The following is a 13,457-nucleotide window of genomic DNA, read 5'->3' on the forward strand; positions in this document are numbered from 1 at the left end:
CCCCTGCCAGGCTCAATGGGAGAGAACGATGCCCGCTGCCCCAAGACTGGACGATGCCTTGGCCAACGACACCGCGGGGCGCGCGGCTTTTGTCCGCTCGCCTGCCTTTGTGCTCGCGATGCTGCTGGTGGTCTATACGTTCAATTTCATCGACCGGCAGATCCTGGGCATCCTTGCCGGGCCGATCAAGGCGGACCTGGGGCTGAGCGACACGCAACTGGGCGCGCTGGGCGGCTTTGCCTTTGCCTTGCTCTATTCCACCATGGGCTTGCCGCTGGCCTGGTTGGCCGACCGGCGCGGCCGCACGCGGGTGATCGCCGCATCGCTCGCGGTGTGGAGCGCCTTTACCGCGCTGTGCGGCCTGGCGGGTGGCTTTTGGGCGATGTTTGCCTGCCGCCTGGGGGTGGGCGTGGGCGAGGCGGGCGGCGTCGCACCGTCCTATGCGTTGATTTCCGATACTTTTCCGCCCCATCGCCGGGCACGGGCGCTGGCGATCTATTCGCTGGGCATTCCGCTCGGCTCGGCCGCGGGCATCCTGCTGGGTGGTTATGTCGCGGCAGCGGTGAACTGGCGCGCGGCGTTCCTGGCGGTGGGGCTGGCGGGGCTGGTGTTCACGCCGCTGTTCGCCTGGGGCGTGTGCGACCCACGCCGGCCCACGCCGGGCGCGGCGCCGGCGATGCGCGCGGTGCTGGCGATCCTGGCGGGCAAGCGCAGTTTCTGGCTGCTCTCGTTCGGCGCGGCGTCGTGTTCGATGATGGGCTATGGCCTGGCGTTCTGGCTGCCCTCGCTGATGCGCCGCTCGTTCGGGCTCGATCTGGTGCAAACCTCGCAGTTCTTCGGCCTGCTCCTGCTGGTCGGCGGCACGGCCGGGGTGCTGGCGGGCGGCGTTCTGGCCGATTGGCTGGGTACGCGCAGCCGCGCGGCCTATGCCCGCGTTCCGGCCCTTGCGTTCCTCGCCGGGGTGCCGCTGTTCGTGGCCGGGTTGCATGCGAGCGGGGCGGGCCTGGCGTTCTGGCTGTTCCTGCTGCCCCAGGCACTGGTCTATATCTGGCTCGGCCCGATCCTGACGGCGGTACAGCACCTGGTGCCGGCGCCGATGCGGGCGACGGCTTCGGCTGCGTTCCTGCTGATCAACAACCTCATCGGGGTGGGGCTGGGCTCCTTGACGATCGGCAAGCTGTCCGACCTGCTCACCCCGCATTTCGGCAACGATGCGCTGCGCCAGGCGATCCAGATCGGGTTGGGGTTCTATCTGCTGGCGGCGGTGCTGATGCTGCTGGGCGCGCGGCACCTGCAGCGCGAGTGGGTGGATTGATTTTCGCGCCGGCCAGCGCAACAAGGCGCCATGTTGCGCACGCTCTATCCCCCGATCGAACCCTATGAAACCGGCACGCTCGATACCGGTGAGGGCCATCACATCTATTACGAGCGCTGTGGCACGCCCGGCGCCACCCCCGCCGTTTTCCTGCACGGCGGGCCCGGTGGCGGCATTTCGCCCACCCACCGCCGCCTGTTCGACCCGGCCCGTTATGACGTGCTGCTGTTCGACCAGCGTGGCTGCGGCCGATCGACCCCGCATGCGGGGCTGGAGGCCAACACCACCTGGCACCTGGTTGCCGACATCGAGCGGCTGCGCGCGCTGGTAGGCGCGGAGCAATGGCTGGTGTTCGGCGGATCGTGGGGTTCCACGCTCGCGCTGGCCTATGCCCAGGCGCACACCGCGCGCGTCAGTGCCATGGTGCTGCGCGGCATCTATCTGTGTTCCAAGGAAGAGCTGGACTGGTTCTATCAGTTCGGGGTGTCGCAGATGTTTCCCGACAAGTATGCCCGCTTTGCCGCCCCGATCCCGCCCGAGGAGCGCGGCGACATGCTGGGTGCCTATCATCGCCGGTTGACCACCGGGCCGATGGAGGACCGCATCGCGGCAGCGCGGGCGTGGAGCCTGTATGAAGGCGAGACGATCACCCTGCTGCCCGATGCCGGCAACAGCGCGCAGCATGATGACGGCCATTTCGCCCTGGCCTTTGCGCGGATCGAAACGCATTTCTTCGTCCACGGCTGCTGGCTGGAGCCGGGGCAACTGCTGCGCGGGGCGCAGGCGTTGCGGCACATTCCCGCCACGATCGTGCACGGGCGATACGACATGCCCTGTCCGGCGCATTATGCCTGGGCGCTGCACGAGGCCTGGCCCGAGGCGGAGTTTCACCTGGTCGAAGGGGCCGGCCATGCTTTTTCCGAGCCGGGAATCCTGGACCAGTTGATCCGCGCGACCGATCGCTACGCCCGATAGGCGAGGGCTGCCGGCACGCGCAGTTCCACCACCGCGCCGCCGGCTGCGCCGTTGCGGATATCGATCCGCGCTTTGAGGCGATGGGCGCGTTCGCGCATGCCGACCAGCCCGAAATGCCCCGGAGCCGCCTGCGGCGCAGACCCGAAGGCGCCGGCAAAGCCCACGCCATCGTCGGCAATGCGCACGATCAGCGCGCGCGGTCCGAAATGGAGCAGCACGGCAATGCCTTGGGCGCGGGCATGGCGGCGGGCATTGACCAGCGCTTCCTGCACCACGGCAAGGATATCCTCGGCCACGGCCGCATCGATCACGCGCGGCCTTCCGGTGATGCGCAGGCTGGCCGCGGGAACCAGGCCATCATCGGCGCAGATCGGCCCCATCGCCTGCGCCAGGTCCACCGCCGAGGCTGTCTGGCTGCGCAAGTCGATCACCCGTTCGCGCGCGGCGGTAACGACATCGTCGCCGCGTTCCAGCACGGCATCGAGTTCGGCGCGCGTCGCGCGATCAAGTGCGCCGCGTGCGGCCACGGCTTCGAACCGCAGCATCAACCCCTGGACGCCTTGCAGCAGGGTGTCGTGCAATTCGCGCGCGATGCGCTCGCGCTCGGCCATCTGGCCTTCGCGCTTGGCACGCGCGCGGGCCAGCAAGACACGGGTGCGCTGAACGTAGAGCGCCCGTGCCAGGAGCAGGACCAGGGCGGCGAGCCCCAGGCGGAACCACACGGTCTGCCAGAACGCGGCGCGGATGGTGAAGGCCAGGCTGGCGCCTTGCGCCTGCCATTCGCCTTGCCGGTCGGTGGTCTGCACGTCGAACCGATAGGTGCCGGGCACCAGGTTGGCATAGGAGATTTCCGGCGCCGTGCCATTGGCGGTCCACGCATCGTCCAGTCCTGCGGGTCCGGACAGGCGCACGCGAAAGCGCCGCTGGCTGGCCGTGGCCAGATCGAGCACGCCATAGCGGATCGTGACCTGGCTGGTGCCCTGGGGCAAGGCGATGTTTGGCCCGGCTGGCCAATCCCGGCCGTTGGCGCCCAGTGCACGCACGAACAGGCGGAACGGCGCCTCCGGCAGCGGGCTGGACCAACTGCGGGCTTCGAGTACGCCCGAGCGGGTCAGCACGAAGACACGGTCGGTGCCGTCGCCCACGATCTGTCGCGCCGCGCTGCGCTGGGGCAGCGCGATGCGGCGATCGTCTTCATCGAACGTCGTGTGGGCAATCGGGCGGGTGGGCGCGGCAAAGGCCCGGTCAAGTGCGGCCGTGGCAACGCGGACGAGCCCGTGATAGCCCAGCAGCCAGGTTTCGCCTGCGGGCGTGCTGATCGCGCCGCGCGTATCGAACAGCCAGGGGTGATCGCGCACGTCCAGGATCTGCACGCTGCCATCCGACAGCCGGAGCAGCCCCGTGCCCCCGCCCACCAGCACATCGTCATCGCGCACGGCCAGCGAGGTCGGCCGTTCAAAGCCGATGCGCGCCCCGTCCCACACGGTCAGCGCGCCATGGTCGAGCCGGGCGATGGCCCGCCGGCCCAGGATCATCACCAGGCGGCCCTGCCGGTCGAACGCCAGGTTCTGCGGCACGCCCAGCCGGGTATCGACCGGCACGTTTTCCCAGCGGCCGCCGACATAACGGGAGAGGCCAAGCCCGTTGGCCGTGAACCACAGCACGCCGTCCGGGGCCACGGCGCAATCGAACAGTTCGGTCACATGGCCGGGCAGGCGGCGGGACTGCCCGCGATGGGGCCCGGCAATCGCCACCGCGCTTTCCGACAGCATCGCCCAGACATCGCCGCCGCTTCCCGCGCACAGGCCGGCCACGCCATCGCCAAGGCGCGTGAGCAGGCGTGGGCTTTGGCCAGCGTCTGCCACGAACACGGCCGGCCCATTGGCGAAATAGACCCGGCCATCCTGCGCGGCGGCGGAAATGCCCATGGCCGCGCGCGGGCCCAGCATCGCCAGGCTGCGCAGCGGGGTGGGGGAAAAGCGATCGAGCCCGCGTTCGGTACCGACCCAGATATTGCCGTCGCGGTCGGCCAGGATGGGCGAGGCGCGGTTCGAGGTGAGGCCCTGGCGCTCGTCGATATGTTCAAGCGCGCCGGTACGCGGCCAGATCGCCACCACGCCTGACAGGAACGTGGTGGCCCAGATCCGGCCGAACGGATCGGCCACTGCACGATAGAAATCGGCCGGAGGCAGCGCGGACGCTGCCAACAGCGCGCGCGGCGGCGCCGCCGTGCTGCCCATGTCATAGGGGGGCAGGGCATGCAGGCCGGCGTTATCGATGGCGTAGAGCGCGCCATCGGTGGTCTGCGCCAATGCCCCGCCGCCCGGCCCGGCAAACGGCGTGACGTGTGGCTGCACCGGTCCTGACCCGCCGCGCCAGTAGGACAGCGGCCCGCCCCAGGTGCCGAACCACAGCGTGCCCGTGCGCGAGAGCAGTTGCGGCTCGGTATCGTGCTGGTCGAAGCTTGCGGATTCTACCGCCTGCCAGCCGGCCGGGGTGTGGCGATAGACCGCATGATCGGCGTCTCCCGCCGCGATCCAGGGCTGCCCGTCGGCACCGATCACGATCCGCGTGATTTCGCCGGCGTTGCCCGGCCGCCCGGCATCGTGCAGCCGGCCCTGGCGATAGACGGCAACGCCGCCGCCCCCGGCATAGCCCAGCCAGATCGTGCCATCGGGCGCGGCGGCAAGGGCGCTGACGGCCGTGGCGGCGCGCGGGTGGCCCGGCGGGGGCGGGACCGGCTCGAACGTGGTGCCGTCGAACCGGAACAGCCCCTCGACGCTGCCGACCCACAGGAAACCGTCGCGGTCCTGTGCCAGCGACTGGACAAAGCGCGGGGCGTGATCGCGCGCGGTCCAGGCGTGGTGCATCCAGGCCGGCGGCGGTGTTGGCGCTGCCTGCCCGGCGGGCGTGGGCGCGGCCGGCACCGCCACGCCGCACCATGCCGCCAGCGCCAGGGCACCGGCGCGCGCGGGCCATCGAATTGGGGGTTTGCCTTGCATCTGCACCGTGCCCTCGCCAATCCCCATCGGCAATCGCGCGCGCTTGTGCAAGTGCCCCTTCGCGCCGGGGACGGGCGCAGGCCGTCACCCGGCGCGGGCCGACCCGGTCAGACGTGGGTGATGATGGTTTCGAGCGGCAAGCGCGACTTGGGCAGGCGCCCGTTGTAATCGGCGTCCTTGTCGGCATAGCCCAGGGCGACCACGAACAGGCTGTTGAAGCCTTTTTCGCGCAAGGCAAATTCCGCGTCGAGGATGCGCGTGTCCACCCCTTCCATCGGCGTGGCATCGATGCCCAGTGTCGCCGCGCCGAGCAGGAACTGCCCGAGGTTGAGGTAGACCTGCTTGTCCAGCCAGTGCTGCTGGTCGCGCAGTTCATACTTGTGCAGCCCCGAAAAGGTCAGGCGGCCGGCATGGACGCGCGCCTTCATCGCTTCGGGATCGGGGGCAAAGCGGCCGTCGGCTTCTTCCTGCGCAGTGATGCGGGCGATGTGCTGCGCGCTGGCATCGATCAGGCTGGCAAAGACGACGACGTGGGAGGCATCGCGGATCGCCTTGGCATTGAAGGCAAAGCGTTCCTGTGCCGCCTTGGCTACGCGCTCCTTGCCTTGAGCGGTTCCGGCGATGATGAAATGCCAGGGTTGCAGATTGGTGCTCGACGGGCTGAAGCGCAGCAGGTTTTCCAACGTGGCGATATCGGCGTCGCTGATGCGGCGGGCCGGGTCATAGGCCTTGGCCGTGTGGCGCGTGCGGGCAGTGGCAAGAATATCGGACAAGCGGCACTCCATGGGCAACGGGTGTTGAACGTTCCCGTCTATGGGTATTGCCCCGGCCGGTATCCAGGGGGCACGATCGCCGAGATCGTCAGACGCTGGCAAAACCGCGCACGGGAATGGCCGTGGTGTGCTTCAATTCCGAAAGCGTGACGGTGGATACGATATCGATCACCCCGGGCAGCTTGAGCACCACCTTGAAGATGAATTTCTGATACCATTCCAGCGATTGCGCGATCACCTTGATCATGATGTCGCGCTCGCCGAAAATGGTGTGGCACTCCAGGATCTCGGGCGTGATTTCGATCTTGCGCAGGAAATCCTCGCGCTGCTTGTCGGAAAGCGCGGCCATCTTGAGCGTGGCAAAGACAATGATCGCATCGCCCAGCTGCTTGCGATCGAGCAGGGCGACCTGGCCCTTGATATAGCCTTCCTCGCGCAGCCGTTGCAGGCGCCGCCAGCACGGCGATTGCGACAGGCCCACTTTTTCGGCCAGTTCGGTGGTGGAAAGGCTGGCATCCTTCTGGATCTGGTCCAGGATCTTGAGATCGATCGGGCTGAGCGGTTCGGCCATGCGGAAATTCCTGTAATTTGCGCAACAGCTATCCGGGCTGCAGCACAACACAAGATAATATCGACGAAATGCATGGTTTACCTGCATGAACGACGCGGACCGTCGCTGCCCGGCATGGTTATGCGCAAACCCGCTGCGAAACGGCATGAATTGGCAGCGGTCGGCGGCTATGCAAGGCAACATGGCATACAAGCAGGGCACAGAGGCGATGGCGGGCGCGGGGCTGACGCGGCGCCAGGCGATTCAGGGGCTGGGCGCGGGCGTGGCCGCCGGCATGGCAGCCGGCCCGCAGGCCGCGCGCGCCGCGGCCGCAACCGCGCCAACCGCGACCGCGCTGCCGGCCCGCGCCGCCTTTGCGCCGACCAGCCTTGCCTACCTCGACAATGGATCGCAGCACCCGCTGAGCCTGGGTGGCCAGGCCGCTATCGAGACTTATCTGGCCAAGCGACGGCTGGACCCGGCGGCGCAAGGCTATGACCTGGACGAGGAAGGCCTGCTGGCCAAGTTCGCCCGGCTGATCAACGCCGATCCTGATGAAGTGACGTATGTGCAAAGCACCACGGCCGCCGAGCAGATGGTGCTGCGCGCGCTGGACCTGCCGGGCAACGGCGGCGCCCGCGTGGTGACCGACACGCTGCATTTCTTCGGCTCCATCCCGCTGTATGAAGAAATGGCGCGGCAGGGGGTGAACGTCACCTGGGTGCGGGCGGTGGATGGGCGTATCCGCATGGAAGACATGGCCAAGGCTCTGGCGGCCGGGGCGCGGCTGGTGGCGCTTTCGCACGTGTCCACGATCAACGGGTTCGAGCATGACCTCAAAGCCGTGTGCGACCTGGCCCATGCCCATGGCGCGCTGGTCTATGCCGACATGATCCATGCCGCCGGCTGCGTGCCGGTGGACGTGAAAGCCAGCGGCGTCGATTTCGCCGCCTGCGCTTCGTACAAGTGGCTGATGGGCGATTTCGGGCTGGGGTTCCTCTATGTGCGGCGCGATGTGTGGCCGCGGCTCAAGCGTTGCGCCTATGGCTATTACGGTATCGATACGTTCCAGCCGCATATCTATCCGCTCGATCCGCCGGGGGCGGCGGTGGCCGACTATGCCTTTGCCGACAATGCCACCGGCCGCTTTGCCTTAGGCACCCATAGCCATGCGGTGATCGCGCAATTGCACCATTCGCTCGACTGGATCATGGCCACGGGGGTGGCGCGCATCCAGGCCCATGCGCAAGGGCTGGTCGCCCGGCTCAAGGCCGAACTGCCCGCGCGCGGCTATACAGTGATGACCCCGCCCGAATGCCGGGCACCGATCGTGACCGCGATCTGCGCCGATGCCCGCGCCAAGATCGGCCCGGCGATGGCTGCGGCGGGGGTGAAGCTGACGCTTTCGGCCAACCGCTTTCGCCTGACGCCTTCGGTGCAGAACGACGATGCCGATATAGACCGGTTCCTGGCGGCGCTGCCGCGCGCATGAAAGAGGCCAAGATGGCGCAAGACCTGGTGTTCATCGATGGCGAGAGCGTGCATCGCCTGCTCGATTATCCTGCCTGCATCGCGGCCATGGAGGCGGCCATGCGCGCGCTTTCGGGCGGCGCCACGCGGCAATTGCCGCGCACCATGATCCACATGGGCGAAGGGCGCACCTTTGCCCAGATGACCGCGAGCCTGGCGGACGATGGCATGTTCGGGGCCAAGCTGATCAGCGTGTTCGCCGATCCCGCCCGGCCGGGCCAGCGCCGCCATCGCGGGGTGATCACCCTGTTCGAGCCGACGGAAGGCCGCCCCGTGGCCGTGGTCGATGCCGAGGCGGTGACCCATATCCGCACTGCCGCCGCCACGGCCGTGGCCACCCGCGCCCTGGCTCGCGCCGATGCGCGCGTGTTGCTGATCATGGGCACCGGCGGGCAGGCCCACACCCACCTGGCCGCGCTGCCGCTGGTCCACCACTTCGAGCGCATCCTGATCTGGGGCCGCGATCCCGCCCGCGCGGCGGCGGTGGTGCAGGAATGGCAGGATCGCCTGCCCGTGGCCGTGGCACCCGACGCGCCAGATGCGGTGGCGCAGGCCGACGTGATCTGCACCGTGAGCGGCGCGGCCCAGCCGATCCTGCTGGGGCAATGGGTGCAGCCCGGCACCCACGTCAACCTGGTGGGATCGAGCGCGCCGGGCCCGGTGGAAGCCGACACCGCACTTGTCGCTGCCGCGCGCTATATCGCCGACAGCAAGGCCAACGCCCGCGAAGCCGCCGCCGAATTCCTGGTCGCCCGCGCCGCCGGCGCGGTGGACGATGCGCATATCGTGGCCGAGATCGGCGAAGTGCTGCTGGGCCACGTGCCCGGCCGCCGGAACGCGCAGGATATCACGCTTTACAAGTCGCTCGGCCACGCGGTGCAGGACCTGGCCGCCGCGCAGTTGCTGCTGGAGCGCGTGCGCGCGGGGTAGGCTTTTTCCAGCTCCATGGGAAAATTTCTTCCCCCGCCCCTCCTGCAGGCGGGCGGGCGTGCAGGCTTGGCTGGCCAAACCCTGATATATCCATTAATCCGGATATATGGATAATGATTCGGCCATAGCGGCGCTGGGTGCGCTGGCGCAGGGAACGCGGCTTGACGGGTTTCGGTTGCTGGTGCGGCACGAGCCCGAGGGGTTGCCGGCCGGCGAGATCGCACGGCTGCTGGATGTTCCGCAGAACACCATGTCGGCGCACCTGGGCATTCTGGCGCGAGCCGGGCTGGTGCGGGCCGATCGGCAGGGGCGCACGATCGTCTATCGGGCAGACCTGGATGGGCTGCGCGCGCTGACGCTGTTTCTGGTCACCGATTGCTGCGCGGGCAATGCCGCGCTCTGCGCGCCGCTGATTGCGGCGCTTTCTCCCTGTTGCTGAAAGGAACCGCCCAATGCACGCAGACACGAGCGTGGATATCGTCATCTATCACAATCCCGAATGCGGCACTTCGCGCAATGCGCTGGCGATGATCCGCAATGCGGGGATCGAACCGCACGTGATCGAATATCTGAAAACCCCGCCATCGCGCGCGCTGCTGACGCAGTTGATCGTGCGCGCCGGGATTTCCCCGCGCGCGTTGCTGCGCGAGAAAGGCACGCCTTATGCCGAACTGGGGCTGGATGATCCCGCGCTGACGGACCATGCGCTGATCGATGCGATGATCGCCCATCCGATCCTGATCAACCGACCGCTGGTGGTTTCCCCGCTGGGCGTGAAACTGTGCCGTCCGTCCGAAGCGGTGCTGGATCTGCTGCCTGCCGAGCAGCAAGGCGCGTTTGCCAAGGAAGACGGGCAGGCCGTGGTCGATGCCGCCGGCCAGCGCGTGATCTGAGCCATGGGCAGGTTCGAACGCTATCTTTCGCTGTGGGTCGCACTGTGCATCGTGGCCGGCATTGCCCTGGGGCAGATCGTGCCGGGGCTGTTCGCCGCCATCGCCGCCGCGCAACTGGCACAGGTCAACCTGGTGGTGGCCGTCCTGATCTGGCTGATGATCGTGCCGATGCTGCTCAAGATCGATTTTGCCGCATTGGGTACGGTGCGGCAGCATTGGAAAGGGGTGGGCGTCACCCTGTTCATCAACTGGGCGGTCAAGCCGTTTTCCATGGCCGCGCTGGGCACGCTGTTCATCGGCTGGCTGTTCGCGCCGTGGCTGCCGGCGGGGCAGGGGCCATCCTATATCGCGGGCCTGATCCTGCTGGCGGCGGCGCCCTGCACCGCGATGGTCTTCGTCTGGTCCAACTTGTGCGATGGCGAGCCGACTTTCACGCTTTCGCAGGTGGCGCTCAACGATGTGATCATGATGTTCCTGTTCGCGCCGCTGGTCGGCCTGCTGCTGGGCGTGGCAGCGGTGCAGGTGCCGTGGGCGACGCTGCTCTTGTCGGTCATGCTCTATATCGTGGTGCCGGTGATCGTCGCGCAAGTGTTGCGCCGGGCGGTGCTGGCGCGTGGTGGGCTCAAGGGGGGCGGAGAGGCCGCTTTGGCGCGGCTGCTGGCGGCGCTTGGCCCGGTTTCGCTGGTGTCGCTGCTCACCATGCTGGTCTTGCTGTTCGGGTTCCAGGGGCAGGCCATCCTGGCGCAGCCGCTGGTGATCGCGCTGCTGGCGGTGCCGATCCTGATCCAGGTCTATGGCAATGCCGCGCTGGCCTATTGGCTGTCGCGGCGCATGGGGGTGGCCTGGTGCGTGGCGGCGCCTGCTGCGCTGATCGGGGCATCCAACTTCTTCGAGCTGGCCGTGGCGGCGGCGATCGGCCTGTTCGGCCTCAAATCGGGGGCGGCGCTGGCAACAGTCGTGGGCGTGCTGGTGGAAGTGCCGGTCATGCTGTCGATCGTGGGCGCCGTAAAAGCCACGCGTGGCTGGTATGAAGCGCGGGCGGCGGCCTGAAACGGCAAATCCGCTGCCTCCGTGGAATGGAGGCAGCGGACCGTTGCGACCCGAATGTTTCGGGGGATTGGCCGGTCAGAAGGAACCGGCGAACTGCACGCCGACCGTGCGGGGCGGGATGTAGCGACCATAGGGCGCCGTGGTGCCGTTGCGGTTGATCGCATAGAGCACGGCGCGTTCGTCGGTCAGGTTGCGGGCAAACACGTTGACGCTCCACCCCGCATCCAGCGCCACGCCGGCGCGCACGTCGAGCTGGCCATAGCTGGGCAGCATCTGGCGCTCGCGGCCCGCGGCAGCGAGGCTGTTGAGGAAATCGCCCGGCCGCTTGCCCGTCCAGGCATAGTTCACGCCCAGCGAGCCGCTGATGCCATCGCCCAGCGGCACTTTCTGGTCGAGCCCGATATTGGCGGTAAAGCGCGCCGAATTGGGCAGGCGATCGCCCTTGGCACCCACCAGCGCGGAACCGCCATCGGTGGCCGCCGGCAGGGCCTGGGTCAGCACGGCATCGGTGAACGTGGCATTGCCGCTGATGGCGCCGCCCTTCCACGGCCGCACCGTTCCGGCCAGTTCCACGCCGCGGCTGCGCGCCTTGGCGCCGTTGGTGGTGAACGTCAGCTCGTTGGCAGAGGTGTTCTGCAACTGGATGCGGGTCCAGTCGATCTGGAACACCGAGAGGTCGAAATCGAGCTTGCCCTCCAGCACCGAACCCTTGGCGCCCGCTTCATAGTTGACCACGCGGTCAGACCGATAGGTGCCGGGCACGCCATCGGCCAGGGTGTTGGTGCCGCCAGGGCGATAGCCGTTGGCCACGCGCGCATAGACCATCACGTCGGGCGTGATGTGCCAGCTGGGCGAAACCAGCCAGGTGAACGGGCTTTCCGACGTGCGGTGTTCTTCGCTGCTGGAAAAGCCGAAGATATATTGCGCGACGCCGGTGGTGACGACGGTGGAGAGATTGTCCTGCTTGTTGTGGGCATAGCGGCCGCCCACTTGCAGATCGAGGCCGGGCGCCAGATGCCCGGTCACCGTGCCGAAGGCGGCCAGTTCGCGATAAGTGGAAGGCCCGGCACCGACATAAGGCGTGTCGATCAGGCCGCCACTGGCGTTCATCAGCAGCATGGTCTGCGAGATGTTGGCGTGTTCGACCGAATAGAACCCGCCGAGCATCCAGTCGAGCGTGGTGCTGCTGCCCGAGAGGCGCAGTTCCTGCGAAAAGCGCGCGGCGCGATGCGAATTGGTCAGGAAGACCGAGGACAGCCCGTCGTAATAGCGGCCGAGCAATCCGCCGAAGATGCTGGTGAGATCCTGGTAGGGCACGGATTCGTTGACATTCCAGCCGGTGACCGAGGTGACCTGGACTTTGCCCAGATCGAGCACGGCGCGCGCGGAATAGACATCGAACTGGCTGCGGCTGGGCTGGCCCAGCACGCGGGTGACCGAATAGGGATCGGCGTTGACGCTGTTGAAATCGGTGTCGGACTTGAAATCGACCAACCCGCTGTTCTCGGTGCGCAGGCGCTGGCGAATGGCGCTGAGCGTGATCGTCAGGTTATCGACCGGGCGCAGCAGCAGCGCGGCGCGGCCGCCCCATTGGCGCTGGTGGTTGGCGTTGGCCAGGAATTGCCCGGTGTTGCTGTCGGTGTTGTCCACCCAGGCCGGATCGCGGCGATAGAAACCGCTAACCGCCAGCGCAACGCGGTCCTTGATCAGCGGCACGTTGAACGAGCCGCGCAGCGAATTGCCCTGGCCGCCGTGGGCCACGGTGGACACGCCCGCTTCCACCCGCCCGGTGAATTGCGTGGTGCTGGGGTCTTGCGTCACGTACTTGATGATGCCGCCCAGGCTGGCCGCGCCATAGAGCGTGCCCTGCGGGCCGCGCAGCACTTCGATGCGCGAAAGGATCGCCGGGTCGAAATCGGGAATGTCGGTATCGCCGTTGGCCGTGGCCGAACCGAAGGGCACATCGTCAACCAGCACGGCCAGCGTGGGATTGGTGGCCCCGCCGGTGGTAATGCCGCGCAGCGACAGGCTGTGCACGGCCTGGCCGGAATATTGCAGGCCGGGGATGCGGTTGAAGTAATCGCGGATGTTGGTGAGGTTCTGCTGGGTAAGCGTGCTGGCCGACAGCGCGGTGACCGGGGCAGGCACGTCGATCAGGCGCTGGCTGGTCTTGAGCGCGGTGACGATGATCGTCTCGCCTGAATCATCGGCGTTGGCCTGCGGCGCATCCGGCGCGGCGGTTTGCGCGTGGGCGCCAAGGGCCAGGCCGCTGGAAAGGATCGGCGCCAGGGCCAGGGCCAGGGCGGATCGACGGCGGAAGGCGCCGGTGGTGTTGGTCTGCATGGATGCCCTCATTGTTCTGGTTGGTTCGTTATCGGCAAGAACACCACAGCGAAGCGGGAATTTTTATTTGGATATGGCGCAGGCCTGCCCGCTACG

At 67.7% G+C, this 13,457-nt stretch carries 11 protein-coding genes; 7 read left to right on the top strand and 4 right to left on the bottom strand.

Going from position 1 to position 13,457, the window contains the following annotated elements; all coding sequences use genetic code 11:
* Positions 1-118 precede the first annotated feature (118 nt).
* Positions 119-1,315 (top strand): MFS transporter, encoded by a 1,197-nt coding sequence (locus FHT19_RS11605; protein ID WP_248290454.1) that lies wholly within the window; start codon positions 119-121, stop codon positions 1,313-1,315.
* A gap of 30 nt (positions 1,316-1,345) precedes the next feature.
* Positions 1,346-2,290, top strand: a complete 945-nt coding sequence (gene pip / locus FHT19_RS11610) for a prolyl aminopeptidase (protein ID WP_169475246.1) — start codon at positions 1,346-1,348, stop codon at positions 2,288-2,290.
* On the opposite strand, the gene FHT19_RS11615 is transcribed toward pip, so the two are convergent.
* From FHT19_RS11615 to FHT19_RS11625, 3 genes are all read right to left on the bottom strand, one after another.
* Positions 2,278-5,319, bottom strand: coding sequence for a sensor histidine kinase (locus FHT19_RS11615; protein WP_169475247.1), 3,042 nt, complete (start codon positions 5,317-5,319; stop codon positions 2,278-2,280). The two genes, pip and FHT19_RS11615, sit on opposite strands and share 13 nt — an antisense overlap.
* An 80-nt stretch (positions 5,320-5,399) precedes the next feature.
* Entirely contained in the window at positions 5,400-6,065 is a 666-nt protein-coding gene (gene nfsB / locus FHT19_RS11620; RefSeq protein ID WP_210425759.1) for an oxygen-insensitive NAD(P)H nitroreductase, read from the bottom strand.
* Between the two features lie 88 nt (positions 6,066-6,153).
* Positions 6,154-6,636 carry an Lrp/AsnC family transcriptional regulator gene (locus FHT19_RS11625; protein WP_168557438.1) on the bottom strand — a complete coding sequence of 161 codons (483 nt, stop codon included), beginning with the start codon at positions 6,634-6,636 and terminating at the stop codon, positions 6,154-6,156.
* 181 nt (positions 6,637-6,817) lie between these two features.
* Between FHT19_RS11625 and FHT19_RS11630 the strand changes: the two genes are divergently transcribed.
* From FHT19_RS11630 to arsB, 5 genes are all read left to right on the top strand, one after another.
* Positions 6,818-8,107 carry an aminotransferase class V-fold PLP-dependent enzyme gene (locus FHT19_RS11630; RefSeq protein WP_248290418.1) on the top strand — a complete coding sequence of 430 codons (1,290 nt, stop codon included), beginning with the start codon at positions 6,818-6,820 and terminating at the stop codon, positions 8,105-8,107.
* Entirely contained in the window at positions 8,104-9,075 is a 972-nt protein-coding gene (locus FHT19_RS11635) for an ornithine cyclodeaminase family protein (RefSeq protein WP_169475248.1), read from the top strand. Before FHT19_RS11630 ends, FHT19_RS11635 begins: the two co-directional genes overlap by 4 nt.
* A gap of 106 nt (positions 9,076-9,181) precedes the next feature.
* The gene (locus tag FHT19_RS11640) at positions 9,182-9,514 is read left to right on the top strand and encodes a metalloregulator ArsR/SmtB family transcription factor (RefSeq protein ID WP_168557436.1); all 333 of its coding nucleotides are present in this window, start codon (positions 9,182-9,184) and stop codon (positions 9,512-9,514) included.
* A 13-nt stretch (positions 9,515-9,527) separates the two neighbouring features.
* Positions 9,528-9,968 (top strand): arsenate reductase (glutaredoxin), encoded by a 441-nt coding sequence (arsC, locus tag FHT19_RS11645; RefSeq protein WP_169475249.1) that lies wholly within the window; start codon positions 9,528-9,530, stop codon positions 9,966-9,968.
* Positions 9,969-9,971: 3 nt separating this feature from the next.
* On the top strand, positions 9,972-11,018 hold the full coding sequence (arsB, locus tag FHT19_RS11650) for an ACR3 family arsenite efflux transporter (protein ID WP_169475250.1): 1,047 nt from the start codon (positions 9,972-9,974) through the stop codon (positions 11,016-11,018).
* Between the two features lie 75 nt (positions 11,019-11,093).
* On the opposite strand, the gene FHT19_RS11655 is transcribed toward arsB, so the two are convergent.
* Positions 11,094-13,361, bottom strand: a complete 2,268-nt coding sequence (locus FHT19_RS11655; protein WP_169475251.1) for a TonB-dependent receptor — start codon at positions 13,359-13,361, stop codon at positions 11,094-11,096.
* Between the last annotated feature and the right edge of the window lie 96 nt (positions 13,362-13,457).

The sequence above is a fragment of the Novosphingobium sp. SG919 genome, from assembly GCF_012932495.1.
GTDB classification, from domain to species: Bacteria; Pseudomonadota; Alphaproteobacteria; order Sphingomonadales; family Sphingomonadaceae; genus Novosphingobium; species Novosphingobium rhizosphaerae.

What these genes read in the sequence shown, in the direction of transcription:
- FHT19_RS11605 (WP_248290454.1), top strand. Translation starts at nt 119, where the DNA reads ATGCTGCTGGTGGTCTATACGTTCAATTTCATCGACCGGCAGATCCTG.
- pip (WP_169475246.1), top strand. Translation starts at nt 1,346, where the DNA reads ATGTTGCGCACGCTCTATCCCCCGATCGAACCCTATGAAACCGGCACG.
- FHT19_RS11615 (WP_169475247.1), bottom strand. Translation starts at nt 5,319, where the DNA reads ATGGGGATTGGCGAGGGCACGGTGCAGATGCAAGGCAAACCCCCAATT.
- FHT19_RS11625 (WP_168557438.1), bottom strand. Translation starts at nt 6,636, where the DNA reads ATGGCCGAACCGCTCAGCCCGATCGATCTCAAGATCCTGGACCAGATC.
- FHT19_RS11630 (WP_248290418.1), top strand. Translation starts at nt 6,818, where the DNA reads ATGGCATACAAGCAGGGCACAGAGGCGATGGCGGGCGCGGGGCTGACG.
- FHT19_RS11635 (WP_169475248.1), top strand. Translation starts at nt 8,104, where the DNA reads ATGAAAGAGGCCAAGATGGCGCAAGACCTGGTGTTCATCGATGGCGAG.
- FHT19_RS11640 (WP_168557436.1), top strand. Translation starts at nt 9,182, where the DNA reads ATGGATAATGATTCGGCCATAGCGGCGCTGGGTGCGCTGGCGCAGGGA.
- arsC (WP_169475249.1), top strand. Translation starts at nt 9,528, where the DNA reads ATGCACGCAGACACGAGCGTGGATATCGTCATCTATCACAATCCCGAA.
- arsB (WP_169475250.1), top strand. Translation starts at nt 9,972, where the DNA reads ATGGGCAGGTTCGAACGCTATCTTTCGCTGTGGGTCGCACTGTGCATC.
- FHT19_RS11655 (WP_169475251.1), bottom strand. Translation starts at nt 13,361, where the DNA reads ATGCAGACCAACACCACCGGCGCCTTCCGCCGTCGATCCGCCCTGGCC.